The following is a 26,370-nucleotide window of genomic DNA, read 5'->3' as shown; positions in this document are numbered from 1 at the left end:
GCTTGCCTCCTTCCATTTTTATGTTAAGAAATCAATTAAAGAAGTTTGAATCAATCTTGCGCCAACTGCCAATGCTGCATTATGAACACTTTCCTGAACAGATAAATCAGTAATTGCCTTTTCCATATCGACATCTTCATTATCAGAAAGTACCTTTGTTGCCATTACTTCCTGTGCATCAATTCTCGCTTCTACCATTTCCAAGCGATTAGACCTTGCACCAAGCTCTGCTCTTTCACTGTTCATTGAGTTAATAACATTATCAAGCCGACCTAATAAATCGTCTAATCCTTCTGTTTCATTACTATTGAATTTATCTTCAATTCCTTGTAATACATCAAACATCTCTTGATTAAATGTACTAGCCGGACTAACATTTGCCTTCATTGTAATTCCTTGAGAAACTTCAACCCCATAATTATCAATTGCTGGTTCATTGATATTTGCTGCGACAGTAGGAGGTGAACCACTCGTTACTAACGGATTGGATACATCCGTACCATGGAAAATGTATTTTCCATTAACTTGTGTATTAGCAACATTTACTAAATCGTCTTTAATCTGTGCAATTTCTTTTGCGATTGCAGATCTTTCATCAATACCATTTGTACCATTTTTTCCTTGCAGTAAAAGTTCGCGTACGCGATCCAACCCGCTTGTTGCCTGTTCAATTCCCGCCTCGGAATTATCCATCCATAAATGTAACTCTGAAAGATTTCGCTTGTACTGTTCGACTTGATTTAAATTGGAACGGAAGTACATTCCTTTCATCGCAACTACTGGATCGTCAGATGGCTTTGTGATTTTTTTACCTGTTGCAACCTGATTATTTAGCTCGGCTAATTTATTATAGCTATTGCTAATATTTCGAAGGGAGTTTGCTGACACCATTGATTGTGTAACACGCATTATTTATTCACCTATCTTCCACCGACACCCATGCCGTTAATAATTTTGTCTAGCATTTCATCCATTACGGTAACCATTCTTGCAGATGCATTATATGCTTGCTGGAATTGGATCATATTGCTCATTTCTTCATCTAACGAAACAGAGCTCACACTCATTCGTCTGTTATCAACTGTTTGTTGAAGCGTAGCAGAGTTAGAAGTCATTTTATTCGCTTCTTGAGCGCTTACTGCCATACTTCCAATAACCCCTTCAAAATAGTTACGGAAATTAGATTGCTCTGAGTTATTCCCATAATCATAATTATTATTGAAGATGTCTGCTAATTTGCTTACATAGGTTGCATCACCAAGCGTTGGATTAGATGGATCAGCATTTACAATGTTATCTAAGCTATTCTTAATATCTTGTGAAATCGTGATTCTACTTGCAAAACCTTCTCGCTCTCCGATACTTCCACTTTCCGAATCAGCAAAGAAAGAAATCGCCTGGTCCCCATCAGTTATTTCATTTGGGCTTAAGCCCTCTTCATGCACCTTATTAAATTCTGTCGCAAACGTATAAGCAAGATTATCTAATTCTGTTAACATATCATTATATATTCCTGCTAATTGTCCATTTTCATCCTTATAACCATAGGATTCTACGACACTCTTTAATTTTCCAGTAGAATTGAAGTTATTAATATCAATTACTGTATCTCCAATAGAAATTGAATCAACAGCTGTATCATCTGCATTATGGTTTACTTTTATTTGATGAACACCATCCTTATCCACTAAGGTGCCAAGGGCATTTCCATTATCATCCACCAAAGTTACTACTGCTTTACCTTCTGCTTGAGCTAAAGCATTTCCGACTGACGCTTCGTAGCTAACTTTAATGTTGGCGTATTGGGATAATTCATCGAGGATGCTATCTCTTTTATCATATAAATCATTGGGTAAATAGCCATTTGGTTCCACACTGCCAATCTGCTTATTTACTTGGTCAAGCTGTGAAAGCAAGGTATTCATTGCTTTTTCTGATACGCCCAATTCATTTTTTGCATCTGCTTTTTCTGCTGAAACGGTTTGATGTAAGTAGTTAAATGTTTCTGCAACAGCAATACCGCGCTGACGAACAACAGCACGAGCGCCTGCATTTTGTGGGTCAACGGCCATGTCTTGTAGAGATTCCCAGAATGAATCCATCGCTGCAGCTAAACCAGAATCTGAAGGCTCGTTCATAATCGTTTCCAAATCACTTAATGCTGCAGCACGATTTTCCCAGTAACCAAGCTTGCTGGATTCTGAGCGATACTGTGTATCAAGAAATGTTTCTCTCACACGTACAACGGAGCCAGCTTCCACTCCTGTTCCCATTTGACCTGGTATCATCGGAGCATTTTGCCCTACAGATGGAAAGCTTTGTGATTGCTGCAAGTCCACTCTTTGACGAGTGTAGCCAAGTGTATTTGCATTTGCGATATTATTTCCTGTCGTATATAAAGCACTTTGTTGTGCAGTCAGTCCACGTCTTGCGGTTTCTATTCCCATAAACGTTGAAGCCATTTTCTTTCCCCCATTATGCCTTAATATTTAAAATGCTATTTCCTTGTTTTCCAATCGTGTTTGTACGAATATTATTGCCGCTCGGCTTACCGTAATTCATGCTTTTCTGCGTCGGCTTAAATAAATTTAAGGAAATATTGACAAATTGCATGGATTGCTGAAGAAGCTGTTGATTCAATGAATTTGTTTCTTTTAAATCCATGATGATTGCTTTTAGTTGATTGGCAATTCCAGCTATATTCGCCGCAGCTTCTGAATCAAGATGCTTGACGCAATCCATCACAGAAGGATCTGGAACATTGACAACAATTCGTTTCGAGATGGCTATTCTTGCTTCTTCTAGCTTTTGGATACTCATTATATGAGCTTGTTCATCCTTCATTATTTGCTGAAGGGCTTCCATATCGCCAACCTTAATTATTTCCGTCTTCTTTTTTGCCACTTCATGTAAACTTTCATGAAGTTTTACAAGCTTGTCTAACGTCTGCATTAATAATGTAGCTGACATGTTAGCCCTCCTTTTTATATGAAAGTTGTTTCAGTAAAGTTTGTTGTTATAGCCCGTAGCCTGAATACACTTCGCTTTCCATGGGAGTCTACGTGTATTATGACTTAGTAGTATTTCTACTGAGAATATACCTCTATTGAAAAAGCAACAAGCTTTTAGAAAACAGCCTTTATGGATGAATTAGTTTTTGGAATAAAAGTTCAAGATGCTTTTTGCTACATCCTGTGGATTTACTTCATATGCACCACTTTGTACTTGTTTCTTTAGTGCGTCAATTTTCTCCGTGCGGGCTGCAGAAACTTGGGAAACTTGCTGTAGTTCTTTTGCGGCTGCAGAAATTTCTACTTTATCTGCTCCCTTTGTTCCTTCCGCTTTATTGGATTGTTCGACTTTGTTTACTTTTTTATATGGGTTAATGCCCTGTGTCCCAAAATTATTGATTTTCATTGTGTATTCCTCGCTTTCTTTCCCGTACAAGTTTTATTCTTATTACTAGTATCGGATGATTAGCGTTTTATTTAAACATTTCCTTCTACTTTTATAAAAATACGCCAAAATAACTACTTTCCAAATAGCTTATATGAATATATTACTAGAGGGGATAGTAGGTTGTAGGTTGCGCCGAAGGGAATCGGCGCTTTGTTTATCGAGTAAAATACGTGTTTCTTTTTTCTAACTCTTTTTTTCGTTCTTCTTCTTTTTCAATGACATGCAAGTCACTCTGTATTCCTGTCATACATGGCTGACAAAGCTTTCCTTCGCGAATAACCGTTCCACACTTTGCACAAGGGTATCCAAGATTAGGAAATTGAGCAAGCTTAATTCTGCCTTTTTTTATAAATTTATATATCAGCGTTTTTTCTACACCCGTCGCTTCTACTACTTCCTCCATTTGCGCTGTGCGGTTCTGTTTTTTTCGAATAAATTGGTAGACCTTTTCGAAATCTGCTTCTTCTTGCTTATAACAATTTAGACACACATCACGAATATTATTTAACACATAAATATCTCCACATTGTGGACAATTCCCTAGTTCTGCCATCCATGGTTCCTCCTCATCTTGCAATCGTAAAGGAAGTGATGGACTTTGCTCCCGCTTCCTTTAATACTTTCGCCGCATTTCGTAACGTCGATCCTGTAGTATATATATCGTCAACGAGGAGAATATCTTGAGCCATAATCGACTCTTTCTGTTCTAGTTTAAAAATATTTTCGATTTGCAATCGCTCTTTTCTTGTTTTTTTCGACTGTTTCTCACTATGTAACCGTACCATACAGTTCAAATAAGGGACTTTAGCATAGAAAAGAACTGCCTCTACTTGATTAAATCCTCTCTCGTACAACCGTTCCTCACTTAATGGAATGGGAACTACCACCTTGTTTTTTGCAAAATCCTTCGGTAAAAAAGAGACAAAGGATGCTGCTATTCGAAAATCCCCTCGATACTTAAACCGAGCGATTGTTTCTTTCAAAAAATCATTATATAAAAATAACGATTGATTTGCTTCCAAGATTCCTTTCCATTCTGTGGATTCATTCCATCTGCAGCAATCATGGCATACTCCTTCCTCCACATGAACAGCTTCAAGCAGGTCGAGGGGCCGACCACAAATCTGGCATGTTTCTCCCGTAATTACTTGAAGCTTTTCCTTACATCCTATGCATAAATAACATTCTGGCTCTTTTGATAAAAGATATGTCCAGTTAAAATCAGGAGTAACAGCCGTTAAGCAAATCACACAAATCATAGAAGAAGCATCCCCCTTTCCCTTGCTTCCTTATTGCTTTTCATAATTTGTTTTCGTGCAGAAACCATGCTATTTGTTTTTCCATAGTGAAAAAAAGTGATCGTTCCATCAGGAAATTCTTTTTTTCGCCCAACTCTCCCAGCAATCTGAACAAGGGCACTTTCTGTGAAAATTTGATTTTCCGCCCCTAACACAGCAACATCTACATTTGGAAAAGTAACCCCTCTCTCTAAAATAGTTGTTGTAATGAGCAAATCGACCTCTTTCTTCCGCATTTTTTGCACCTTTTCTTTTCTGTCTGGGTCTTCTGCATGAACCGTTTCTAAACTGCCAACTATTGATTGCAAAAGGATTTTTACTTTTTCCATATAATGAATTTTCGGGACAAATAAAAGCATTGGCTTATTCAGCAGAACACGTTCTTGCATCCAATTAACAACTGACGCAGGGAGCTTGTCCTTGTTCAGTCCCTTTTCCCAATTACCACACCACTGGAAGTTTGGTACAGGCAAGGGAAATTGATGGAAGCGCGCCGGAATCGTAACATAATCAATCTTGTTTTGCCTGCATTTTTCCTGCCAATTTTTATCAGGGGTTGCCGTTAAGTAAATAAGCGTGGAAAAATCTTTTCTCGCTTTTTGCACAGCATACTGAAGCGATTTGTCTACAGAGTAAGGAAAGGCATCCATCTCGTCCAAAATAACAAGATCAAATGCCTGTTGAAAACGAAAGAGCTGGTGGGTCGTGCTTATTGTGAGTGGACTAAAATGATGGCGATCTTCACTGCCACCAAAGACAGGCAAAACCTTTATCTTTGGGAAAACTTCCTGTAATCGAGGGGCCAATTCGAGGACAACATCAGTACGAGGAGTAGCAATGCAAACACGTTGATTTTTTTGCAATGCTTTTTCAATTCCCTTGAAAAGTATCTCAGTCTTGCCAGCTCCACACACTGCCCAAATTAAAAGCTCAGATTTATTTTCAATAATAGAAACCATTTTATCTGATGCTTCTTGCTGTCCAGGGGAAAGTGTCCCGCTCCATTGTAAAGCATTGTCTGAAGTATCTTGATTTAACTGCGGCCCACACCAAGTAATTAGTGGTGTGCATTCACTAATTCTTCCCATCATGATGCAATTGCGACAATATGTGCATATCTCTTTACATCGTGCACATGGAAAACTGGCAAACAGCTCCTGATTCTCATTGCCACATCGTTTGCACATATATTTATTGCGAGCATTTTTATCAATGCCCTTCAAGTAAGAACAATATCCATTTTCATAATGGGCTTGGATTTCTTCTTGGGAAAAAGGAATTTCATCAAGTAGTAAGGCCTTGCCTTGAAGTGTGGATTGTAGAGATGGGTTAAATGGGTAATTTTCTTTTTGTGGAAGTTTGTTGAGTTGAGTTTTTGAAATATCTGCTATTCGGTAAGCATGTGTGGGATTAGTTTTAGTAGGAATTAGCAGATTGTCTTTTATATAAAACCGCATTAGTTTCCTCCTATTTCTGATTTAAAAAGGTTTAAGGATAAGTGATGGACAGTCTTTTTACCCGTTCCAGTTACTTTCAGGTTTAATTTTGCTAGCATTCTTGATGATGTGTATATAGATTCTATTTGTAAAAATTCCCTAAGTTGAGAATTGGTAATCTGTTCCCCGAAAAGAAAGTAGTAGTCTTTTAAATTAGGTATCAATAATTGACGTTCCTTCTGCTTGCACCCAGTACAATACCAGTGTTGCATATGTTTTTTCATCAAAAATTGATTGCAGCCTTCGCATTTTATACCAGTAATAATATCTTTTTTATCCACCTGATATTTATGCAAAATCCCAGTATCTAAAGGAGTATGCTGTCTTTTTAACCCTTTGATCAATTTCTTTTTCTCATTTGATGGAAGGAAAGGCGTTTGGTAAGAAGCAGTTAGTTTAGGAATTAATTCTGGTAAATATTCTTTATGAATTAAAGTATTTTTAAAGGTTTGAATTTGAGTTGGGGTTAAGCGTAAAATCGACTTGGTATTACTAAACACAACGAGGGGATAAATTGGAATGTCGGGGAAATGATGGACCGCTAACCAAGTCTTGAGTTGCCTTGTTAGGCGATTCACTTGAAGAATAGGATCTGGGAAGGCCTCTTTTTCCTCGCCTTTTATTCGTATCATTTGATGCAAGTCTGTATCAAAGTATAGTTCACCGACTATGTTTTTCACCTCGATGATTAACGCATATTTTGCATGGAGGACTAATACATCAATTTGGAAAAAATGCTTTCCATCCCAAAGCCGTAAATCATGAAGAATAAAATATTCCTCGTCTGGTAAAAAACTAAGTGGGAAGTCAACAGCTTTCTCTCCTCTGTAACCCGCCAGTTTCCATTGATAATCTTGATTAATCAAAGAAATATTAGGATGATTTGCCTTGATCCTAGAGAGTAAAGCTTCTAATTGGAGCGCTCGATATGGATATTCAATTGGTTTAACAATCAATTAATCACTTCCTTTACATTTTATATTGCATTATTCTTGGAACTCGGCGAAAATTCCTGCTTATTTTAGAAAAATGTTGGGGCTATTGAAGAGGTAATTTATTTTGATGCTTTTTTACGGGCATGATGGGGGCAGTCTTAGTTTTCGCTTTCGATCTCTTACTTGTGGCTTTTCTACTTTTACTTGCGGCTTTCTCACTTTTACTTGCGCTTAACACCTTTTCTTGCGGCTTTTTCACTTTTACTTGCGACTTTCTCACTTTTACTTGCAACTTCTTCACTTTTACTTGCGCTTCCCACCTTTACTTGCAACTAATTCACTTTTACTTGCGACTTGCCCACCTTTACTTGCAACTTTCCCACTTTTACTTGCAACTTCTTCACCTTTACTTGCAACTTTCTCACCTTTACTTGCGCTTAACACCTTTATTTGCAGCTTTTATACTTTTACTTGCGACTTTTTCACCTTTACTTGCGACTTTCTCACTTTTACTTGCAACTTTTTCACTTTTACTTGCGCTTCCCACTTTTACTTGCAACTAATTCACTTTTACTTGCGACTTGCCCACCTTTACTTGCGCTTAACACCTTTATTTGCAGCTTTTATACTTTTACTTGCAACTTTTTCACCTTTACTTGCAGCTTTTACACTTTTACTTGCAACTTCTTCACTTTTACTTGCGGCTTTCACATCTTTACTTGCGCTTCCCACCTTTACTTGCAACTTTTTCACCTTTACTTGCAGCTTTTACACTTTTACTTGCAACTTCTTCACTTTTACTTGCGGCTTCCCCACCTTTACTTGCGCTTTCCACTTTTACTTGCGACTTTCTCACTTTTACTTGCAGCTTCTTCACTTTTACTTGCGGCTTCCCCACCTTTACTTGCGCTTAACACCTTTACTTGCGACTTCCCCACCTTTACTTGCGACTTTCTCACCTTTACTTGCGACTTTCTCACCTTTACTTGCGACTTTCTCACTTTTACTTGCAACTTCTTCACTTTTGCTTGCGCTTAACACCTTTATTTGCAGCTTTTATACTTTTACTTGCAACTTCCCCACCTTTACTTGCAACTTCCCCACTTTTACTTGCAACTTCCCCACTTTTACTTGCAACTTCCCCACCCTTACCTCCAACTCCCCCACTCTCACTCACCCGCACCCCCATCAATCCACCAACACAAAAAACCCCGATTCTCACCAAGAACCGGGATCACGCATAACTTTATTCTCTTTTCTTCATCCACCCAAGACCCATAGAACCTTCACCTAAATGGGTTCCAATTACAGCACCAAAGTAGCTTAATGAGAATTCAATGTTTGGGAATTCTTTCTCTAATTCCGCTTTCCATTCTTTTGCTTCTTCTTCCCGATTAGCATGGATAATGACGGCGTAGTAGCTGTCGCCATTTGTGGCTTCTCCCAAAAGCTCTACAATGCGCTTCATTGCTCTTTTTTTTGTGCGGATTTTTTCAAATGGGACGATTAATTTATCTTTGAAATGAAGTAATGGTTTAACTTGAAGGAGGCTTCCTATTATTGCTTGGGCACTTGATAGGCGTCCGCCTCTTTGAAGGTTAGACAAGTCATCTACCATAAAGTAAGCATGGCTTGTTTCTTTCAATTTATCTAGAATTGGGATTATTTCTGCTGCTGATTTCCCTTCTTGGACCAACTTTGCTGCTTCAATTGCATAAAAGCCTTGCACCATACAACTCACTTCTGTATCAAATGCATATACTTCCAATCCTTCCACCATGGATCCCGCAGAAATAGCGCCTTGGTATGTACCGCTTATTCCACTTGATAAGTGAACGCTGATTACTTCATCATACTTTTCAGCTAGCTTTTCAAATAGCTCCACAAACTTTCCAATTGGTGGTTGAGAGGTAGTTGGCAGCTCCTTTGTTTTAATTACTTCATAAAATTCGGCAGCAGTTAAATCTCTTTCTTCCTCATACACTTCTGCACCGAGAATCACCGTCAACGGAATCATATGTATATTATACTTTTCCCTCACTTCTTGAGGAATATAAGCTGTACTATCTGTAACAATAGCTGTTTTCATCCAATTAATTACCTTCCTTATCTATTCGTTTGTCTATCATTTTAACTAAAAAAGAGTTTACTTGCATTATTTATTAACTCTATTATAATGCACAAAAAGAGGAATTAATATGGAAATTTAAAAGGCAGGGTAAATAAAGCAACAGATTTTATTTTGGAGAGGAGTGAGGAACTGAAAGATTCCTTCTTTTTAGTTCAGCAAGGAGGATCATGATGAACTCTTCCGCTAGCTCTAACTTTACAGCATCTGTATATGCTTTTAATAGGGCTGGATCCGAAATTCTGTTTATTCCATTCATTGCAATCCTCCCATCACTAAAGAAATTTATACTTATCTTATCAAGAATTGCAATAAAAATATAGGTGAAAACACCTACAACTCGCAGAATTTTATGACAGATTTTCAACAAATAAGTAGTAATTTTCAGAATAACAAAAGGAAGTCTTCTTTTATTTTAAAAATAAAAAGGAGCTCCTCAAACCATCTAGTGATTCAGGTAACTCCTTTCTTTTTAACGAACTTCTACCCAACCGTTTTTAATCGCAACAACCACTGCTTGTGTACGGTCATTTACATTCATTTTTTGCAAAATATTACTTACATGGTTTTTAACCGTTTTTTCACTAATAAATAGTGCTTCGCCGATTCCTCGGTTACTTTTTCCATCTGCCAGAAGCTGTAAAACTTCGCATTCACGTCTCGTTAATAAATGTAATGGTCTTCTAATTTCTACTACTTGTACATGATGTTCATCTGAATAAGCATTTTCTAATGCTAAACGACGATATTCATTTACTAAATTATGCGTTACTTTCGGATGAAGATAAGAACCTCCATCTGCAACTACTTTAACAGCTTCAATTAGTGCATCTGCATCCATTTCTTTTAACAGATAGCCGCTTGCTCCTGTTTTTAGGGCATGTGTTACGTAGTTTTCATCATCGTGTATGGATAAAATAATGACCTTTGTTTCAGGAAATTTCTCTAATAATTGTCTTGTTGCCTCTACTCCATTGATAGAAGGCATGTTTATATCCATGATGGTTACGTCTGGTTGGTATTCTTCGATTAGCTGAATGGCTTGTGTGCCATCATCTCCTTCAGCTACAACCTCGAAACTTGATTCGAAGTCAAGAATTCTTTTTACCCCTTCTCTAAACAATTGGTGATCATCAATAATAACTATCTTTGTAGTCAACTGCTCCGCCTCCCTTTTTTTCTTTATCATCTAATAGGAACGTTGATCATAACAATGGTTCCAACCCCAAGTTTGGAATCAATGGTTATTTCTCCATCAAGGAGTTGTACTCTTTCTCGCATCCCAATTAAGCCAAAGGATTCTTCCTTCTTCTGATTCTTATCGAATCCTTTCCCATTATCCTTAACTAAGACGATAATTTGATCTCTTCGTAATTCTACTTTTACCGTAATATTAGATGCTTCTGCGTGCTTTAAAGCATTTTGTACGGATTCTTGAACTAACCGAAAAAGTGCAACTTCATATTTACTTGGAAGTCTTGCTTCCTTCCCTATTGTGGCAAACTCGATTTTTGTCGATTCATGATACTCTTCTATTGTTTTCAGATATTTTTTCAACGTTGGAATGAGGCCCAAATCATCTAAAGCCATCGGGCGAAGATCGTAAATAATTCTTCTTACTTCATATAACGCGCTTCGAACCATAACTTTTAAATTTCTGATTTCTTCAAACGCCTCTTTTGCACCACGCTCTTTATATATTCTTTCCACTAAATCAGAACGCATCATAACATTTGCCATCATTTGAGCTGGTCCATCGTGTATCTCCCGAGAAAGTCGCTTTTTCTCTTCTTCCTGGGCACCGATAATTTTCAGGCCAAAATCCTGCTTTTGCTTGGCGTCTTCTATTACTTCGCCAACCTGTTTCAAATCACTAACCAAATAATTCATGACGACAGAAATTTGCGTAACCAGATGCTCAGCCCTCTCGATTGTTTCATCTAGTCCTAACAATCGGCGTTCCAAATCATCTCTGCGCTCACGATATTGCTTTTCAAGATGCCGATTCATGCTTAAATCCATTTGCAGCGTATGTGCTCTTTCATAAGCTTCTCTTACTTCCGCTTCTGAGTATTCATTAAAGTGCTTACTTACTTCTGACAAGCGCTTACGAGCAAATCGAGACTGGATTTCTAGCTCGTCTCCTTTTTCTATCGTTTCTAACACAAGTACTTTCATTTCTTTTAATTCTTCGGTAAGGGTTTCATAATCTTGTCGACATTGTTCTCCGATACGAAAAATTTCGTCCTTGCTGGAACCAACAGTCTGAATCATTTGTTCCACAATATAATCTAACGTTTTTGTGTCAAATTTCCTTATTAACATATATAATTCCTCCAAAAAGGCTAAAACCCTTCCAACATCCATTCTTATTTTAGCTTGAAAGTTAATAATATGTATAATTCATTATAAAATAAATGAAAATCGTTATTTAGACACATATCCCCCTGTTCAAAACCATGTCTTAAGACCTAACAATTCCAAAGATTGCTGTGAAAAAGTATGTAAAAATTCGCTAATATAATTTTATCCTATTCTAAACGAAAAACAAAGAAAAAGAAATATATATAGGTTAGAACATGAACACAAGCCGCTCCATGTAGAATAGCCCATTCCATATGTAGCAGGTCTTTTCGAGCATGGAGTTTTACTTATTATATCACGCTTGCTAAATCACTATATTAAGATTTGATTACAAAGAGAACAATAATTGAAGAATAGACCTTGTCGAATTATAATGAAATAAGACTAATTATCGATTTTCCTGTTTTTTTTCGAAAAGCTTAATCGATACACCCGTCTTTATAGATAGAAAAAATTAATCGCACTTTAAACAACGGACGGTTATAAAGACATAATGAAAGGAGCTTTCAGTATGCTTCCTTCCTATCTAACTGTGCCTAGCTACGGAGAATACGAGCTAATTATACAAAAATCGCGGTTTATTGCACATATTGCGCGAACAGAAACAGAAGAAGCTGCACAGGCTTTCATAGGAGAAATAAAGAAAAAACATAAAGACGCAACACATAATTGTTCTGCTTACCTAATTGGAGAGCATGACCAAATTCAAAAGGCAAATGATGACGGTGAACCAAGTGGCACAGCAGGAGTACCCATTCTTGAGGTGCTCAAGAAAAAAGGTCTAAAAGATACTACCGTTGTTGTAACAAGGTATTTTGGTGGGATCAAGCTTGGTGCTGGAGGACTTATTCGCGCTTATGGAAAAACAACCTCAGAAGGCTTGACAAACGTAGGCATCATCGAAAGAAAATTAAAGCAAATAATCAGTGTTTCCATCGAGTATCCTTTACTTGGTAAAATGGAAAATGAATTACGGTCCTCAAACTATCAAATCAAAGACATTCACTATTTAGAAAATGTTGAAATCGAAGTCTTTGTAGATTCAGATCAAATCGAAAACTACAAAGCGTGGATAACAGACTTAACGAATGGACAAGGTATTATGACAGACAAAGAAAAGATTTATGCAGAAAATTTTATTTAATTTTTTTCACAATACAAAGAAATACCTAATATAGCCAAAAAATGCTAATTTACGGAACCGATATTTATCGTTAATATAGTATATAGCTTTTGGTGGTATTTTTTATTTACAAAGGAGAAACTTATGGCAAATAAATCAAGAGAAACATATATAAAGGATAATAAGAAAAAGAAACGAAAAAAAGCAAAACTTTTTATTTTTGTTCCTCTGCTTGTTATTATTTTAGCAGGCATTGGTTATGGAGCAACTCTCTATTCAAAAGCAAAATCGGTTGCAGATGATTCATATGAACCAATTGATCGTGATACAAAAAGGGAAACTAGAGTGGACCCAGATATCGACGATGTTTCCATTTTATTTATTGGAGTAGATGACAGCGAAAAGAGATCAAGTCAATCTGGAACAACTCGTTCTCGTTCCGATGCCTTAATGGTTGCTACTTTAAATGAGAAAGAAAAGTCCGTTAAATTACTAAGCATTCCTCGTGATTCTTACGTATATATTCCTGAACGCGGCTATAAAGATAAAATTACCCATGCGCATTATTTTGGCGGCGTTACATCTACTTTAGATACGGTAGAAAATTTACTAGAGATTCCAATTGACTATTATGTAAAAATGAACTTTGACGCTTTCATGGATGTTGTTGATGCTTTAGGTGGTATTGATGTCGATGTTCCAGTTACTTTTACAGAGCAAAACTCAAAAGATAAAGCAGGAGCTATCCATCTAGAAGAAGGATATCAAGAATTGGACGGAGAAGAAGCACTGGCCCTTGCAAGAACAAGAAAAATTGATAACGACATTGAGCGTGGAAAAAGACAACAGTTAATCATGCAAGCAATCATGAAAAAAGCGATCTCTGTTGAAGGGATAACAAAATATTCAAAAGTAATGGAAGCGGTCGGAAGCAATATGACAACAGACCTATCATTCAGCGATATGCAGTCCTTAATTGCTTATGCAACTGCCGATAACGGTTTACAAGTAGAAACACTTACACTCGCGGGTACGGATGGCCGTGTAGATGGTAAATATATTTATCAATTAGATGAAACAGCATTAGCGGAGACAAAATCTGTCCTTCAGCAGCATTTAGGTCTAAATAGCAGTTTCTTATCAGACTCTAAAAACTCTACTGAAACAGAAACAGATTCAACAACGGATTCCTCCACTTTAAACTAATCACTATATCTGACATACACCAATTTTCATTGGTGTATGTTTTTTGGTTTATTCGATTCAATAGAAGATAAGCCTAATGTACTTCCCTCATCTTTCCCAATATATTATTTAGAAAGATTGTTAACCGAATGAATATCTACTTTTCAAATTAAGAAATTTGTCACTAAACTAATAGAAGATAATAATTCTATATTTTGTTCTATATTTTTCCTATCTAAAATTCCCCCTACTTATTTATCTAACCATTAATTCTACTTATTATATTCTCTATTAGATATTCACCATAATTATCCATACTAACACAACATGCTATTATGATAGAATCATATTAGTCCCTTATTTTAGGTAAAAAGACATAATTTTTAAGTATTTCTTTCACCTACATTAAAATTTGGTATAATTCTAATTAATTGTAACGGGGTCTAAAGTATTAGATTTTTTTACTAGATTCATAGTTTATTACTAATGTATGAAGGAGAAAAAGATGTTAAAAAAATTACTATCCATGTTGCTTTCATTTGTTTTACTGATTTCTATACTGCCAATTTTCGAACATAATGCCTATGCTAGTGTTAACGAACCACAAGTACATGTAAAACTTAAGAATTACCTCGGAAATAAAACACAAGTTACTCTTAAACCATCCGGAACCTATAAAACCATTGATGGCAAAGTTTCTTTAAACAGCAACACAGAATATATCCTTAAATTAGAGCAATCTCAACTAAAATTGTATCAAGGAAGCAAATCTATTTATCAATCCACTTCCTTTACTCTAGCTTCTTCCGACTCAGACAGCTCCTTATCGATTAATAATCGTTCATATAAAGGATCTTTTGAATTTATTATGGAAACAATAAGTGGCAAAAACTATATTAGACCAATTAATACGGTTGGTATGGAAGATTACCTTAAAGGGGTTGTTCCGCGAGAAATGCCAGCTTTATGGGATCTTGAAGCGTTAAAAGCTCAAGCCGTTGCAGCACGTACTTATTCTTGGAATTATGGTGGTCAGACAATCACAGATACTATAAACCATCAAGTTTATGGCGGACTAACTGATTCCCATCCTAACTCCAATAAAGCTGTAGATTCTACTACTGGACAAGTCTTAAAATATAATGGAAAACTAATCAGTGCCGTATTCTCAGCAAGTAATGGTGGCGTAATGGAGGCTGCTAAGAATGTTTGGGGATACGAATATGGATATCTAAAAAATGAACTCGATCCTTATGATACAAGCTTTAATTGGGATTTTAGCTTGCAAAAAACGCAAATCGACATGAAAGACAAAGATTTAGTTAAACCAGATACATGGTGGAAAAATGCGTCTGAAAAAGATAGTAAAATTATCTCCCTTATTAAAACTTGGTTAAATAATAATGGGTATAAAGATAAAGATATCAAGATTGTCTCAATTCCAACTCTTTCTTTTAATAACCCTTCTTCCACAAAACGTGTAACTACAGGTTCCATAACGGTTCAGTTTTACGTGAAGGATATAAAAGACAAAGACGGAAAACTAATTTTACAAGAAGTAAAACAAACGAATGTTGCAGCATCAAGAGTTAGAGCAATGATAGGAATAGACAATGTAAAAAGTTATCTTATTACAAAAAGCTCCTCTAATTCAACTGCTCATAGCATTGCTGGAAAAGGGTACGGTCACGGAGTTGGCTTGAGCCAATATGGTGCAAATAATCGTGCTAAGGCAGGACAAAAATACAATGAAATTCTAGCATTCTATTATCCTGGAGCTAAACTAGTTACTGAATATACACAGACTGATATTTCTGCTCCCGTTATAAAAGATATAAAAGCTTCGTTCGTTAACTCGAATGATAATGTGAGAATATCATTCAATATCAATAAAGCAGCAACTGTCATAGTAAGAATTAAAGACAGCACTGGTAAAATCGTATCAACACTTTTGAATAACAAATCTTTAAACGCAGGTAGCTACTCCTACACTGCTGATGCTTCAAGTTGGAGCAACGGAAGCTATACAACAGAAGTTATAGCAACAAACAGTAATAATCAAACAACTTCAAGTAGTGCCATTGTTCAAGTATCAAAAGTAGAAGCACCAACTATTAGTTCAATCAGCACTAAATATGATTCAGATCCAAACAGAATAGTTGTTTCCTTTAAAGGAAACCAACCAACAAAAACAACTGTAATAATAAAAGATAACAACAATAAAGTTATCAAAACATTAGCAAGCAATCAATCAATCGCTGTTGGAACAACTTCGTATAATTGGGATGTATCAAATGTCAACAACGGAAACTATACTCTAGAAATTACATCTGTTAATAGTGTTGGCAAATCAAGTTCTGCTAAACAAAATTTCACTTTAAAAAAAGCAGAAATAGTAGCTCCTTCTATTAAAGATATAAAAACAAGCTATACCGCAAGTAACAACCAGGTAAAAGTTAGTTTCCATGTTGATCAAACAGCAAAAACAACTGTCGAATTGAAAGATAGCAACAATAAAGTAATTAAAACGCTAGCTAGTGATGAATCAAAGGCTGCTGGTACGAGAACGTATAACTGGGATGTTAGCAAAGTTAATAATGGAACCTATACTGTTGCAATAACTTCAACTAATAATAGTGGACAGAAAAAGACAGCTACTCAAAAATTCACTTTACAAAAGCCAACTGCTCCTACTATAAAAGACATAAAGACAAACTATACAGCAAGTAACAACCAGATGAAAATTAGTTTCAATGTTAATCAAACGACCAAAACTACTGTGCAAATTAAAGACAACAAAAATAAAGTCATCAAAACATTAGCAAACAATCAATCAATTGCCACTGGTACGAGAACTTATAACTGGGATGTTAGTAAAGTTAATAATGGAACCTATACTGTTTCAGTCACTTCTACTAATACTAGTGGGCAGAAAAAAACGGCTAATCAAAAATTCACTTTAAAAAAAGCAATTGCTCCCACCATTAAAGAGATGAAAACGAGCTATGATACATCTGGCAATAAAATCAAAGTTAGCTTCCATGTTAACCAAGCTTCGACAACAACTGTAAAAATCGTAAATGGTAAAAACAAAGTCGTCAAAACCCTTGCTTCTAATAAGTCCATAAAAGCAGGAATTCATTCTTATACATGGAATGTTGGCAATGCAAGTGATGGAAGCTATACTGTATCTATTGAATCTGTAAATGGTAGTAAGCTAAAAAAAACAGCTACTAAAAAGTTTACGTTATATAAAGTAAAGACAGGGACTGTTAAGGCAACAAATCTAAATATTAGACAAAAGCCGAATGCGTCATCCAAAAAAGTCGGTTCAATACCTAATAACAAGAAAATAACAATTTTTGAAAAAAGCGGAGCTTGGTATAAAATTAAATATGGTAAAGTTACTGGCTATGTTTCAGTACAATACGTAAAGAATGTGAAATAATAAATAAGAAGTAAGGCAAATCTAGCCTTACTTCTTTCCTTTCTATTTACTACATAAAAAACAAAAGACCCTCCTTCATTCTTGAAGGGGGTCTTTTACTATCGATTTTTATCAGTAGAATATCTTATATCATTAATAAATTTTAAAATAGGTTTATAGTTCTTTCCAACTAAACCTATCTTTTCAACAATTAATTCAATTACTAATAATACAGTAACTATTAGGAGTATTGCTCCCCATACTTTTGCCATTGAAAAAATCACCGCAACTAGTCCAAAAAAAGATGCCATTGCATAAATTATAATAACCGTTTGACGATGTGTAAAACCAACATTTAACAAGCAGTGATGTAAATGCGACTTATCTGGAGCCATCAATGGCTGCTTATTAACTAATCGACGAATAATAGCAAAAAATGTATCTGAAATAGGAACTCCTAGAATAATTACTGGAATAATAAAAGAGATTAACGTAACATTTTTAAATCCTAATAGAGACATTACCGCAATAATATAGCCAAGAAATAATGCTCCCGTATCTCCAAGAAAAATCTTTGCAGGATAAAAATTGAAAAATAAAAACCCAAGTGTACTTGCTAAAACAATGGAAGATATAGCAATTACATATCCATTCCCCATAATCATTGCCATACCAGTGATCGTAAATAAAGCAATACAGGAAACACCTGAGGCAAGCCCATCTAATCCATCAATTAAATTAATTGCATTCGTTATGCCGACAATCCAAAGAACGGTTATCGGTATATCCAAGAATCCAAATTCCAATTGTCCTCCGAATGGCAAGTTAATAAATTCAACTTGTACGCCACCCCAAACAACAACAATTATAGCGGCGATTGTTTGAGCAAGAAACTTAATCTTTGCAGAAAGATTATAAATATCATCCAATACTCCCGTTAACACTATAATGACACTACCAATCAATATTGGATAATGGTAAGCTTTATCCGGATTAACTACTAATGCACCGATCACAAAACTAATGTATATAGCTAAACCGCCCATACGAGGCATAATTTTTTGATGTACTTTTCTTTGTTCTGGTTTATCCATTGCTCCAACTTTAAATGCAAGCTTTTTTACTAATGGAGTAAGTAAGATAGAAGCAATGAAACATACCACAAGCATTATATAAATCATGCAAATCCTCCCTAATGCCTTAATTAACGTACTTCATAGGCATCTATTCTTGCATATAATCGAAGTTTATTATAACACAATACCTACTGGCATGTTTATATTAATTTCATCATTATTTTACATTTATATTACATTTTTTATAAACTAAATTTAAATAACTGCTTATTATTATATATGACGTATTTCATTTTAGAAAGTTTCATCTTAAATTTTTTTATTAATTACCTAAAATTAAACTCAATTCTAAATTTTTTATAATGAAGAGTTTTTAGATTATTGTTTTGAAATGTTTAATATTTTTTTCAACTATTGCTTTAAAACGTTCTAAGTTAGTTCATACTATTAAAAATAAAAAACAATATAAAATGAGGGATAGAAATGAAAATCTGGACGTTCAACAGAACAAACCTTGAAAATTTACAGCACTATAATAGCAAACTATTCTACAGCGATGATGAAGAAGGCGAAGAATTATTAGATATACCCTCAAAAATAGCAATAAATGAGCAAGATTAAACATACTCATTTAGCAAATACTTCCTAACAAAAAGATCTATATAAAGTGGTAAATTCACCTCGTATAGATCTTTTTTTTGATTAGGAGATAGACAGATATTATCCTAATTATTATGAATTAATTGCTCTTATCCATCTCTCTTCATACTTTTGATAATTAAAACGTTCATTTACTTCTAGTGCGTTCTTGGACAATTGATTTCTAGTATCGTCATCAGACAAAATCTTTACTACTTTTTCAGCTAACTTCTTTTTATTTCTACATGGTACTAAAAACCCATCTATTCCATCTCGAATAATATCACTTGGTCCATATTTACAATTATACGAAACAACCGGAGTTCCTACCGCCATGCTTTCTGTAATAACCATTCCAAAACCTTCATAATCAGATGTCAAAATAGAACAGGATGCGGACTGATAAACTGCAGATGCTGCATTCGTAAACTCTTGTAACATTATATTTTTCTTTAAATTCAATTCTTCTATTAACGCTTCTAACTTTACTTTTTGGGGACCAAATCCATAAATATGCAATTGAGCATCTGGTATCTTTTTTACAACATATTTGAATGCTTTAATTGCTTCATCAATTCTCTTCTGAGATTCAAATCTTGCTAAATAGACTACTAATTTTGGATTATATTTCTCCACTGTAGCAACCTTCATTTCAGGCACAGCATGGGGAATCACATCAAATGTAGGGAGATTCCCCACTAATGTTCCAATGTCTTTCTTTTGATCATTCGTTAAAAAAATGACCTTATCATATTCATGAATTCTATTGAGAAAGGATTTCCATGTTTGCTTAGTATCCGCTCTAGTATTGTATGGCCAGGAATAATGATTGTTATGTAGAACAGCAACTCTTTTTATATTCTCTACCTTTAAATCAAGAACGAGACCATCAGAAAAACGTGAATCAGAGAAAGCAACCGGATTCTCAATATCTTCTAACTTTTCCTGCACCCAAAAAGTAAATAATTTATATAGTGATTTAAATTCGTGGCAAGTTGGTTCATACAAGAGAGAACGTCCTTCTTTTTTAGTATAGTCATCTATCCAAACAGTCATATAGCACTTCCCATTTTTAGCATAATAACTTTTTAGTCTTGGACTATTATTTATTGGGTCCATGAATTGTGAGCACACCAAATAGCCATTTTTATCATACTCATCTCTGCGAGTTCGATTCCGACTTTCACTCATATAATCAACAAATACTAACCTTCCCTCTTTATCGAATCTTTTATATTTTATATAAACACCATTTTTATAGTAACGATAAGAAGGCAATTCATTTCCCTTATCAATAAACTCATATAAGCCCTCTTCTTTGATTATATTGTTTTTAGGTTCTTTTATATCTACTTTATTATCGCCTACCTTTTTTGATAAATCATGGAAACAATTAAACACCTGTACACGCTTATCTAATCGACCTGTACTATATAATTCCTGTAGAATATCTTCAAAATCTGGTTGGAAGCTTAAAGTAAGAATATAAACTTGATTATAGTATTTTATTAATGTATTCGCTCTTGTAAGAATCGCTTTAGTGAGCCCACCTCTTACTATATTTAGTGATTTAAATATAAATACTGGAGTATAATTTACTTCCATTACTTTCTCCCTTTCTTTCGCTATATTTACTATTTCATTGTTGACTGAAACATACGTAGATAAACATACAGAAAATCTATTGTTCTAATAAGTTAGTCAAGTCTTCTAGATAGAATGGATTAAATAACTTGGTCAGTGATATTCAGACTTAGTATGCAACTAGATATAAATTTTTTAAACAAAGGTGTGTAACAAGTAGCTCCTTCATTTTTTTGTAATTTTCATAATATTCTATCTCACTAACGAGAAAAATGTAGGTATTACTCAGAAACACTATCTGCTTGAATATCGTAACAATAGTCAAAAGGGACAGTTAATTTCATAAGAATAGAAGAATTTAAATTAAGCTGATAAAACTCATTTAGAAGAAACAAAAGCATGATTGTAACCGTCAAGTAAAAATGAACATTTTTTGCTCGTTTGTAATGAACACTTTTGCTAAAGATACAGCTGCCTATTATTTGCGATCGCCATTTATGTAAGAACCTTTACATCATATAACTGACGATCTAAATTGACAGCCGTAATCCTTGATTATCCATTTATTCAATGTTCTCCTACCAAACCTGTTTAAAATGGGTGGAGAAAAATACCTCCTAAACTTAGAACGGCATAATTCCTAGTAAGTTCTGTAATTGTTCCTTCAGTTGTGATTTCTCTTTTTCTAATTCGATCACTCTTTGTCTATAATCCTCAACTTCTTCTAATAATCTACTAATCTTTAGCTGGTCATCTATTCCTTGTTCATATGCAGTCCCTTCCCATCTATATGCTGCTAAGAAGTTATAAACTGCTCCTTCCTCTATAATAGTATTCCCTTCTTTTTCAACTCCTTTGAGTTTTCCTTCTTTTAACCATTGTTTTACCATCTGCACATCACATTTTATCCCATATGAATGAATAAGTAGGGTAGCTTCATTTTCATTTAATAATTTAACCATCTTTTAAAACCTCCGGCTTACTGAGTTAACTGATTCTAAATAGTTTTGCCACCTTTAAATAGAATTTTGTAGTTATCGCTTATTTTCCATTTACATTTTTTCTTGAAATACATGCTGTCTATTTTTCATGCGATAACTTTCGCCATTCATGCGAATAACCTCTACTCGATGTAACAAACGGTCCAAAATTGCTGTAGTTATACCTTGATCTCCCATTAGCTCACTCCATTGGTCAGGACTCTTATTTGAGGTTAAAACAATCGAACTTCGTTCATACAAGTGATTAACCAGTTGAAAGAATAGGTTTGCCTCACGTTGATCCATTGCCATATACATCAAGTCATCGATGATTACTAAATCAGATGCCTGTAATCTTTTCAATTGCACCTGTGATTTATGCGCAAATTCTTGTGTTTTCAGTAGCTGGATTAGTTCGCCCATTGTCACAAAATACACTTGGAATCCTTTTTGGATAGCCTGTATTCCTAGCCCTACGGCTAGAAACGTTTTTCCTACACCAGGAGGTCCTAATAAAATTAAATTATACTGTTTTTCTAGCCAGCTAAATTCTTGAAGTTGTGTTAACTGCCGTTCTGTAATGGCAGTTTGTTCTTCTACATTGAATTCATGAAGCGTTTTAACAAAAGGGAAACGAGCCCATTTCATTCTTCGCTCCATACTTTTTATCTCACGTTTATTTAGTTCGAATGTTGTAACTGCTTCTAAGAATTCTAAATAAGTCCATGATGCTTTTTCTGCTTCACGAAGGAGTTGAGGAAGTTCCTCTGCAGTTTCAGCTAATCTTAGTTGGCGAAAGTAGTCTTGTAACTCCTTGACGGTTTTATTCATTGGATACACCCTCCAAAATGCTTGTATATGTACTTATAGAGCGTGTTGTTACTTTAATTTTTGTTTTAGAAGTTGGCACAATATTACTCTTATAAATTGCGGAAATAGATTCTGTATTTGACTTACTTAAATAATTAACCACATCGCGGAAATCATTGGCGCTATAAAGTTTTTCGTAGATACATTTTTGAAGTGCCTGATTAATCCATTCTGGATCGCTTTTTATGACAGATAAAAGAATAGCTAGTTGATCGCGTCGATAACGAGTATAGATTTGACAAATTTCATCTATATAGGCTCTTGCATCTTCCTGCTTTTCAAAACTAGAAATGACGCTTTGTTTTATCTCCTCAATTCCTTTAGAACGGTCGCGTGAATGATTTCTATTCTTAATAAGTCTACCTTTTTCATTACTAATTTTATGTTCAGCTAGTATCTCGCCATCTGCCTGAGTTAGAATAATCAACGTATCTTGTTTTATTTTGAGGTACACTTGATTGTCTGGTTGCGACCCATAAGTTCCAACAGGAACTGAATAACGATTTGACTTGAAGCGAATCGTATTGTCCTTATTTATGTTCCTTGGTATAATTACTGTATGGTTACTTTCTAATGAAAGTATAGGGGAGACTGGCTGTAAGTGTTGCTTTTCGACGAGAAACACTTCAACTGGTCTCTTTTTCGTTGTATTATGTACATTCTTATTACCTGTACGATCTAACCATTGTAATGCACTTACATTCCAACTCTCAATGTCTTTAAAGACGCGACTATCTGCGAAATTACCTTTTATGTATTTCACCACGTTTTCTATCATCCCTTTTGACTCAGGATCGGCTTTTCGACATAAGTGTACGCGAAACTTACGTTCTTTTATATAGGCTTGAAATTCTGACGTTAAAATTAAATCTCCTGCATTTTCACTAACGGAAAGTAAATGGTCTTGATCATAAACAATTTCCTCTGTATAACCACCAAAAAAGCGAAATGCATTTTCGTGACAGCGAATGGCATCCTTTGTTGTAAAAGGCCGGTCTAGCCACTCCATATATTTATAACGTGAATGCGCCAAGACAAAAGCGATGAAATACAATTTAACTTCTTTTTTCTTTATCGTTTTCTGCTTTGTTTCACCCCAGTCCACTTGTAGCTGCTTAGCCATCGGCTGTTCAGGTACAGCCTCGTAATGTCTAACAATGGCTTTTTTCTCAATCTGATATATTTCGCGAATTTCTTTTACATAAGAACGTACCGTGCTTTCTCCAATCTCTAAATTGGGATGACGTTCTAATAGCCAATCTTGAATTTGTGCAGCACTTAAATGAGGGTACTCCTCTAACCAAGCTACAATCCAATCCCGATAGGGATCTAGTTTTTTAGGCTTTTGAAGTGGGTTTCCTAAATACTCCTGTGCTTCTTCAAAAGACATTCCTAAATACTTATAGACAGTCCCCCGATTAATTTTTAAATGTTTAGCAATTTGAGCAATCTTTAATTTACGCTTAAATAGTTGATGAATCTCAATATATAACACTAACTTTCCCTCCAAGTCTTTAACCTCCAGTAAACGAATAATTCTAGTTTACTAGATTGTCTATATGTTTGGCGAAAGTGTTCACGGGATTCTAGCGAAAACTGTCTATTTTATTCTAGCGGTTACAATGATCTTCCTTATAGAATTTATATAGTGGTTATCTATAATATCCAAAGATACCAGTTAAACGTACAAACCTAATTTAGTTTTCCATAAAAAGGGGTACAACAATGTTTAAAAATTTTATCATCAATACTACTTATGTAATTTAGAGTTAGTTGTAGATATAATTTAAAATAACAAAAAAAGCTAGATGTGATTGAGGTCTCCAAAAAATCGTTAAGGTTTCCTTTACACATCTAGCTAATATATTATTTAACTTTCAAACCCTTTTTCTCTAAAAGCTTGCTTTTCCTCAGGGGACATTTTATTATATGTCTTTAAAAACTCCTCATAAGAGGATAAAACCTCATTTATACTTCCAATCATCTTAACTTGTCCATGCTCAATCCAGATTCCTTTTTGACAAAATTGCTTCATCTGTCCAATAGAATGACTTACAAAGAACATCGTCTTACCACGCTCTTTAAACTCTTCCATTTTCGCTAAACATTTATCTGCAAACGCCTTGTCTCCTACTGACAATGCCTCATCTATAATAAGAACATCAGGATCTGTATGAACAGAAATACCAAACCCAAGTCTTGATTTCATTCCACTTGAATATGATTTTACTGGCTGATCAATAAATTTTCCTAATTCGGAGAACTCAATAATCTTTGGTTCAAGCACTTTTATCTGGTCTTTAGTAAAGCCAAGCATCAAACACTTTAGTTCAATATTTTCACGACCCGTTAATTCATTATTGACACCCGCTGCTACAGCTATAAGAGATGCTTGTCCGTCAATTAAAACCTCACCAGATGTAGGCGGAACAATTCCTGCAATAATATTAGATAAAGTAGATTTACCGGATCCATTTACTCCAACAAATCCTATAACATCGCCATGGTCTGCTTCAAAACTAACGTTTCTTAAAGCATAAAATGGTTCTCCATAATCTTTAGGAAAAAATACATCCTTTAGTTTTTCCGATTTATTATTATATAACTTATATCTTTTTGTTAAATTTTTCACTACAACAGATTTTTCCATCTAACCACTTCCAATTATAAAAAGTCAATAAAGTGTCTTCTGAAACGCACATGCATATAAGATCCTATAGTCAATAATAGGAAAACTACAGCCCAAAAGTATATCGTTATAGCTGGATGTTCTATAATAAACCAACCTTGTCCTAATAGGGCATATCGATATCCTTCTATTAAATAATAGACTGGATTTAATTTCATGATAAATTTAAATGTATCACCTAAATTATGCACTGGCCACAATATAGGAGTTACATACAACAGAACTCTCATTAGGGATTGTAACAGCATTTGAAAGTCACGAACTATAGTAGCTATAGTCGATGTAATAAGTGATAATGAAAATAAAAAGATAATGGCTGCAAATAAGAAGTACGGTAACTGAATATAATATATAGATATTGGATAACCAATAAATTGAAAAATTATAATAACAGCAACCATTAATAAGAGCTGCGGATATAATAAGGACAGCATGACATAAGACGGAATGGCACTTAACGGAAAATTCATTCTTGAGACCATTCGTAACCTAGTGTATATAGATTTAGATCCTTGCGTTATAGCTGGATAAATGAAAAACCACAGCACAATCCCAGCTAGCATCCATATAAAAAAAGGTATCTCTTGTCCATTTGCACCATCAACAGTTGGTCTTTTTTGAACATATCCAAAAACAAACCAATAGATTGCAATTTGAATACCAGGATTGATAAACTCCCATAATATCCCCAAATAATTATTCCTATTTGAACTCTTAAGTTCATACATAGACAATCTTCTTATTAAATGAAAATTATCTATTTGCTCTTTTATAACATTGATAATAGAACTCATTTTTATTATGCCCTTCCTAAAACAAACCTAATTGTATTTATTTTTTTATCATTATTTTTATTTAAAGTTATTATTATCCTATAAGTAAGTGATTCTTCCTTTTTATCTCATCTCTTTATGATTCAGTTTATGTATATTCCCTCCCTTAGCTTTTAAAGTAATAGCCTACATATTTTATCATATATCTTCATTTTCTTCTAATATTCTTCCCAAATTTAATTCACTTTTTACGCTAATTCGAAACATTAAATTCTTTATACAGGAAATTATAAAAGAATAAAGTATAATTTTTTTCAGTAGATTATTCTTTTATAATAAAAAAA

The 26,370-nt window shown here is 34.7% G+C and carries 29 protein-coding genes; 4 read left to right on the top strand and 25 right to left on the bottom strand.

Features of this window, described 5'->3' with window-relative positions; translation table 11 throughout:
• Window positions 1-18: 18 nt before the first annotated feature.
• The 18 genes from flgL to ACTQ5K_RS00550 form a co-directional block, all read right to left on the bottom strand.
• On the bottom strand, window positions 19-909 hold the full coding sequence (gene flgL, locus ACTQ5K_RS00635) for a flagellar hook-associated protein FlgL (protein WP_154708630.1): 891 nt from the start codon (window positions 907-909) through the stop codon (window positions 19-21).
• A gap of 11 nt (window positions 910-920) precedes the next feature.
• A complete protein-coding gene (flgK, locus tag ACTQ5K_RS00630) occupies window positions 921-2,462 on the bottom strand; it encodes a flagellar hook-associated protein FlgK (protein ID WP_251627595.1) in 1,542 nt (513 codons plus the stop codon).
• A gap of 13 nt (window positions 2,463-2,475) precedes the next feature.
• Window positions 2,476-2,970 (bottom strand): flagellar protein FlgN, encoded by a 495-nt coding sequence (locus tag ACTQ5K_RS00625; RefSeq protein ID WP_441993197.1) that lies wholly within the window; start codon window positions 2,968-2,970, stop codon window positions 2,476-2,478.
• 180 nt (window positions 2,971-3,150) lie between these two features.
• Window positions 3,151-3,417: a flagellar biosynthesis anti-sigma factor FlgM gene (gene flgM / locus ACTQ5K_RS00620; protein WP_235252097.1), complete on the bottom strand. Its 267-nt coding sequence runs from the start codon at window positions 3,415-3,417 to the stop codon at window positions 3,151-3,153.
• A gap of 196 nt (window positions 3,418-3,613) precedes the next feature.
• A complete protein-coding gene (locus tag ACTQ5K_RS00615; protein ID WP_441993195.1) occupies window positions 3,614-4,012 on the bottom strand; it encodes a TIGR03826 family flagellar region protein in 399 nt (132 codons plus the stop codon).
• A 13-nt stretch (window positions 4,013-4,025) separates the two neighbouring features.
• Window positions 4,026-4,718: a ComF family protein gene (locus tag ACTQ5K_RS00610; RefSeq protein ID WP_441993193.1), complete on the bottom strand. Its 693-nt coding sequence runs from the start codon at window positions 4,716-4,718 to the stop codon at window positions 4,026-4,028.
• Complete coding sequence (locus tag ACTQ5K_RS00605) at window positions 4,715-6,214, bottom strand: DEAD/DEAH box helicase (protein ID WP_441993191.1); 1,500 nt, start codon at window positions 6,212-6,214, stop codon at window positions 4,715-4,717. Before ACTQ5K_RS00605 ends, ACTQ5K_RS00610 begins: the two co-directional genes overlap by 4 nt.
• Window positions 6,214-7,209 carry a nuclease-related domain-containing protein gene (locus ACTQ5K_RS00600; protein WP_441993189.1) on the bottom strand — a complete coding sequence of 332 codons (996 nt, stop codon included), beginning with the start codon at window positions 7,207-7,209 and terminating at the stop codon, window positions 6,214-6,216. The genes ACTQ5K_RS00605 and ACTQ5K_RS00600 overlap by 1 nt, the downstream gene beginning before the upstream one ends.
• An 82-nt stretch (window positions 7,210-7,291) precedes the next feature.
• Window positions 7,292-7,489, bottom strand: coding sequence for a hypothetical protein (locus ACTQ5K_RS00595; RefSeq protein ID WP_441993187.1), 198 nt, complete (start codon window positions 7,487-7,489; stop codon window positions 7,292-7,294).
• A 2-nt stretch (window positions 7,490-7,491) separates the two neighbouring features.
• Window positions 7,492-7,632 (bottom strand): hypothetical protein, encoded by a 141-nt coding sequence (locus ACTQ5K_RS00590; protein WP_284560973.1) that lies wholly within the window; start codon window positions 7,630-7,632, stop codon window positions 7,492-7,494.
• Complete coding sequence (locus ACTQ5K_RS00585; protein ID WP_284560974.1) at window positions 7,616-7,747, bottom strand: hypothetical protein; 132 nt, start codon at window positions 7,745-7,747, stop codon at window positions 7,616-7,618. Before ACTQ5K_RS00585 ends, ACTQ5K_RS00590 begins: the two co-directional genes overlap by 17 nt.
• A gap of 32 nt (window positions 7,748-7,779) precedes the next feature.
• A complete protein-coding gene (locus ACTQ5K_RS00580; protein WP_441993184.1) occupies window positions 7,780-7,932 on the bottom strand; it encodes a hypothetical protein in 153 nt (50 codons plus the stop codon).
• Between the two features lie 74 nt (window positions 7,933-8,006).
• Window positions 8,007-8,210, bottom strand: coding sequence for a hypothetical protein (locus ACTQ5K_RS00575; RefSeq protein ID WP_441993182.1), 204 nt, complete (start codon window positions 8,208-8,210; stop codon window positions 8,007-8,009).
• A complete protein-coding gene (locus tag ACTQ5K_RS00570; RefSeq protein ID WP_441993180.1) occupies window positions 8,207-8,365 on the bottom strand; it encodes a hypothetical protein in 159 nt (52 codons plus the stop codon). Before ACTQ5K_RS00570 ends, ACTQ5K_RS00575 begins: the two co-directional genes overlap by 4 nt.
• 69 nt (window positions 8,366-8,434) lie before the next feature.
• Window positions 8,435-9,277, bottom strand: a complete 843-nt coding sequence (locus tag ACTQ5K_RS00565; RefSeq protein WP_235250681.1) for a DegV family protein — start codon at window positions 9,275-9,277, stop codon at window positions 8,435-8,437.
• 148 nt (window positions 9,278-9,425) lie between these two features.
• Window positions 9,426-9,575 (bottom strand): sporulation histidine kinase inhibitor Sda, encoded by a 150-nt coding sequence (sda, locus tag ACTQ5K_RS00560; protein WP_081836754.1) that lies wholly within the window; start codon window positions 9,573-9,575, stop codon window positions 9,426-9,428.
• A gap of 213 nt (window positions 9,576-9,788) precedes the next feature.
• Window positions 9,789-10,505, bottom strand: a complete 717-nt coding sequence (locus tag ACTQ5K_RS00555) for a response regulator (protein WP_109767419.1) — start codon at window positions 10,503-10,505, stop codon at window positions 9,789-9,791.
• The gene (locus ACTQ5K_RS00550; protein WP_031540587.1) at window positions 10,502-11,641 is read right to left on the bottom strand and encodes a sensor histidine kinase; all 1,140 of its coding nucleotides are present in this window, start codon (window positions 11,639-11,641) and stop codon (window positions 10,502-10,504) included. The genes ACTQ5K_RS00555 and ACTQ5K_RS00550 overlap by 4 nt, the downstream gene beginning before the upstream one ends.
• 550 nt (window positions 11,642-12,191) lie before the next feature.
• On the opposite strand from ACTQ5K_RS00550, the gene ACTQ5K_RS00545 reads away from it, so the two are divergent.
• The 3 genes from ACTQ5K_RS00545 (at window position 12,192) to ACTQ5K_RS00535 (ending at window position 17,436) form a co-directional block, all read left to right on the top strand.
• Complete coding sequence (locus ACTQ5K_RS00545; protein WP_441993177.1) at window positions 12,192-12,824, top strand: YigZ family protein; 633 nt, start codon at window positions 12,192-12,194, stop codon at window positions 12,822-12,824.
• Window positions 12,825-12,947: 123 nt separating this feature from the next.
• Complete coding sequence (locus ACTQ5K_RS00540; protein ID WP_441993175.1) at window positions 12,948-14,009, top strand: LCP family protein; 1,062 nt, start codon at window positions 12,948-12,950, stop codon at window positions 14,007-14,009.
• A 484-nt stretch (window positions 14,010-14,493) separates the two neighbouring features.
• A complete protein-coding gene (locus ACTQ5K_RS00535; protein ID WP_016205201.1) occupies window positions 14,494-17,436 on the top strand; it encodes a SpoIID/LytB domain-containing protein in 2,943 nt (980 codons plus the stop codon).
• Between the two features lie 98 nt (window positions 17,437-17,534).
• On the opposite strand, the gene ACTQ5K_RS00530 is transcribed toward ACTQ5K_RS00535, so the two are convergent.
• Window positions 17,535-18,596 (bottom strand): glycosyltransferase family 4 protein, encoded by a 1,062-nt coding sequence (locus tag ACTQ5K_RS00530; protein WP_169189141.1) that lies wholly within the window; start codon window positions 18,594-18,596, stop codon window positions 17,535-17,537.
• Window positions 18,597-18,974: 378 nt separating this feature from the next.
• Here ACTQ5K_RS00530 and ACTQ5K_RS00525 point away from each other — a divergent pair, with 378 nt between their 5' ends.
• Complete coding sequence (locus ACTQ5K_RS00525; RefSeq protein WP_169189142.1) at window positions 18,975-19,112, top strand: hypothetical protein; 138 nt, start codon at window positions 18,975-18,977, stop codon at window positions 19,110-19,112.
• Between the two features lie 111 nt (window positions 19,113-19,223).
• On the opposite strand, the gene ACTQ5K_RS00520 is transcribed toward ACTQ5K_RS00525, so the two are convergent.
• The 6 genes from ACTQ5K_RS00520 to ACTQ5K_RS00495 form a co-directional block, all read right to left on the bottom strand.
• Window positions 19,224-20,735 carry a glycosyltransferase gene (locus ACTQ5K_RS00520; RefSeq protein WP_016205204.1) on the bottom strand — a complete coding sequence of 504 codons (1,512 nt, stop codon included), beginning with the start codon at window positions 20,733-20,735 and terminating at the stop codon, window positions 19,224-19,226.
• A 602-nt stretch (window positions 20,736-21,337) separates the two neighbouring features.
• Entirely contained in the window at window positions 21,338-21,676 is a 339-nt protein-coding gene (locus ACTQ5K_RS00515; protein WP_251627621.1) for a hypothetical protein, read from the bottom strand.
• A gap of 90 nt (window positions 21,677-21,766) precedes the next feature.
• On the bottom strand, window positions 21,767-22,525 hold the full coding sequence (gene istB, locus ACTQ5K_RS00510) for an IS21-like element helper ATPase IstB (protein WP_251627622.1): 759 nt from the start codon (window positions 22,523-22,525) through the stop codon (window positions 21,767-21,769).
• Complete coding sequence (istA, locus tag ACTQ5K_RS00505; protein ID WP_251627623.1) at window positions 22,518-24,059, bottom strand: IS21 family transposase; 1,542 nt, start codon at window positions 24,057-24,059, stop codon at window positions 22,518-22,520. Before istA ends, istB begins: the two co-directional genes overlap by 8 nt.
• A 375-nt stretch (window positions 24,060-24,434) precedes the next feature.
• The gene (gene tagH / locus ACTQ5K_RS00500; protein ID WP_016205205.1) at window positions 24,435-25,214 is read right to left on the bottom strand and encodes a teichoic acids export ABC transporter ATP-binding subunit TagH; all 780 of its coding nucleotides are present in this window, start codon (window positions 25,212-25,214) and stop codon (window positions 24,435-24,437) included.
• Window positions 25,215-25,228: 14 nt separating this feature from the next.
• The gene (locus tag ACTQ5K_RS00495) at window positions 25,229-26,047 is read right to left on the bottom strand and encodes an ABC transporter permease (protein WP_016205206.1); all 819 of its coding nucleotides are present in this window, start codon (window positions 26,045-26,047) and stop codon (window positions 25,229-25,231) included.
• Window positions 26,048-26,370 lie beyond the last annotated feature (323 nt).

It is taken from the genome of Niallia sp. Sow4_A1 (assembly GCF_052116745.1).
Taxonomy (GTDB): Bacteria; Bacillota; Bacilli; order Bacillales; family Cytobacillaceae; genus Niallia; species Niallia hominis.
This window is presented reverse-complemented; position numbering and strand designations above follow the sequence as displayed.

Excerpts from the sequence above, each read along its gene's own strand:
- flgL (WP_154708630.1), bottom strand. The coding sequence starts at position 909 with ATGCGTGTTACACAATCAATGGTGTCAGCAAACTCCCTTCGAAATATT.
- flgK (WP_251627595.1), bottom strand. The coding sequence starts at position 2,462 with ATGGCTTCAACGTTTATGGGAATAGAAACCGCAAGACGTGGACTGACT.
- ACTQ5K_RS00625 (WP_441993197.1), bottom strand. The coding sequence starts at position 2,970 with ATGTCAGCTACATTATTAATGCAGACGTTAGACAAGCTTGTAAAACTT.
- flgM (WP_235252097.1), bottom strand. The coding sequence starts at position 3,417 with ATGAAAATCAATAATTTTGGGACACAGGGCATTAACCCATATAAAAAA.
- ACTQ5K_RS00615 (WP_441993195.1), bottom strand. The coding sequence starts at position 4,012 with ATGGCAGAACTAGGGAATTGTCCACAATGTGGAGATATTTATGTGTTA.
- ACTQ5K_RS00610 (WP_441993193.1), bottom strand. The coding sequence starts at position 4,718 with ATGATTTGTGTGATTTGCTTAACGGCTGTTACTCCTGATTTTAACTGG.
- ACTQ5K_RS00605 (WP_441993191.1), bottom strand. The coding sequence starts at position 6,214 with ATGCGGTTTTATATAAAAGACAATCTGCTAATTCCTACTAAAACTAAT.
- ACTQ5K_RS00565 (WP_235250681.1), bottom strand. The coding sequence starts at position 9,277 with ATGAAAACAGCTATTGTTACAGATAGTACAGCTTATATTCCTCAAGAA.
- sda (WP_081836754.1), bottom strand. The coding sequence starts at position 9,575 with ATGAATGGAATAAACAGAATTTCGGATCCAGCCCTATTAAAAGCATAT.
- ACTQ5K_RS00555 (WP_109767419.1), bottom strand. The coding sequence starts at position 10,505 with ATGATAAAGAAAAAAAGGGAGGCGGAGCAGTTGACTACAAAGATAGTT.
- ACTQ5K_RS00550 (WP_031540587.1), bottom strand. The coding sequence starts at position 11,641 with ATGTTAATAAGGAAATTTGACACAAAAACGTTAGATTATATTGTGGAA.
- ACTQ5K_RS00545 (WP_441993177.1), top strand. The coding sequence starts at position 12,192 with ATGCTTCCTTCCTATCTAACTGTGCCTAGCTACGGAGAATACGAGCTA.
- ACTQ5K_RS00540 (WP_441993175.1), top strand. The coding sequence starts at position 12,948 with ATGGCAAATAAATCAAGAGAAACATATATAAAGGATAATAAGAAAAAG.
- ACTQ5K_RS00535 (WP_016205201.1), top strand. The coding sequence starts at position 14,494 with ATGTTAAAAAAATTACTATCCATGTTGCTTTCATTTGTTTTACTGATT.
- ACTQ5K_RS00530 (WP_169189141.1), bottom strand. The coding sequence starts at position 18,596 with ATGATTTATATAATGCTTGTGGTATGTTTCATTGCTTCTATCTTACTT.
- ACTQ5K_RS00525 (WP_169189142.1), top strand. The coding sequence starts at position 18,975 with ATGAAAATCTGGACGTTCAACAGAACAAACCTTGAAAATTTACAGCAC.
- ACTQ5K_RS00520 (WP_016205204.1), bottom strand. The coding sequence starts at position 20,735 with ATGGAAGTAAATTATACTCCAGTATTTATATTTAAATCACTAAATATA.
- ACTQ5K_RS00515 (WP_251627621.1), bottom strand. The coding sequence starts at position 21,676 with ATGGTTAAATTATTAAATGAAAATGAAGCTACCCTACTTATTCATTCA.
- istB (WP_251627622.1), bottom strand. The coding sequence starts at position 22,525 with ATGAATAAAACCGTCAAGGAGTTACAAGACTACTTTCGCCAACTAAGA.
- tagH (WP_016205205.1), bottom strand. The coding sequence starts at position 25,214 with ATGGAAAAATCTGTTGTAGTGAAAAATTTAACAAAAAGATATAAGTTA.
- ACTQ5K_RS00495 (WP_016205206.1), bottom strand. The coding sequence starts at position 26,047 with ATGAGTTCTATTATCAATGTTATAAAAGAGCAAATAGATAATTTTCAT.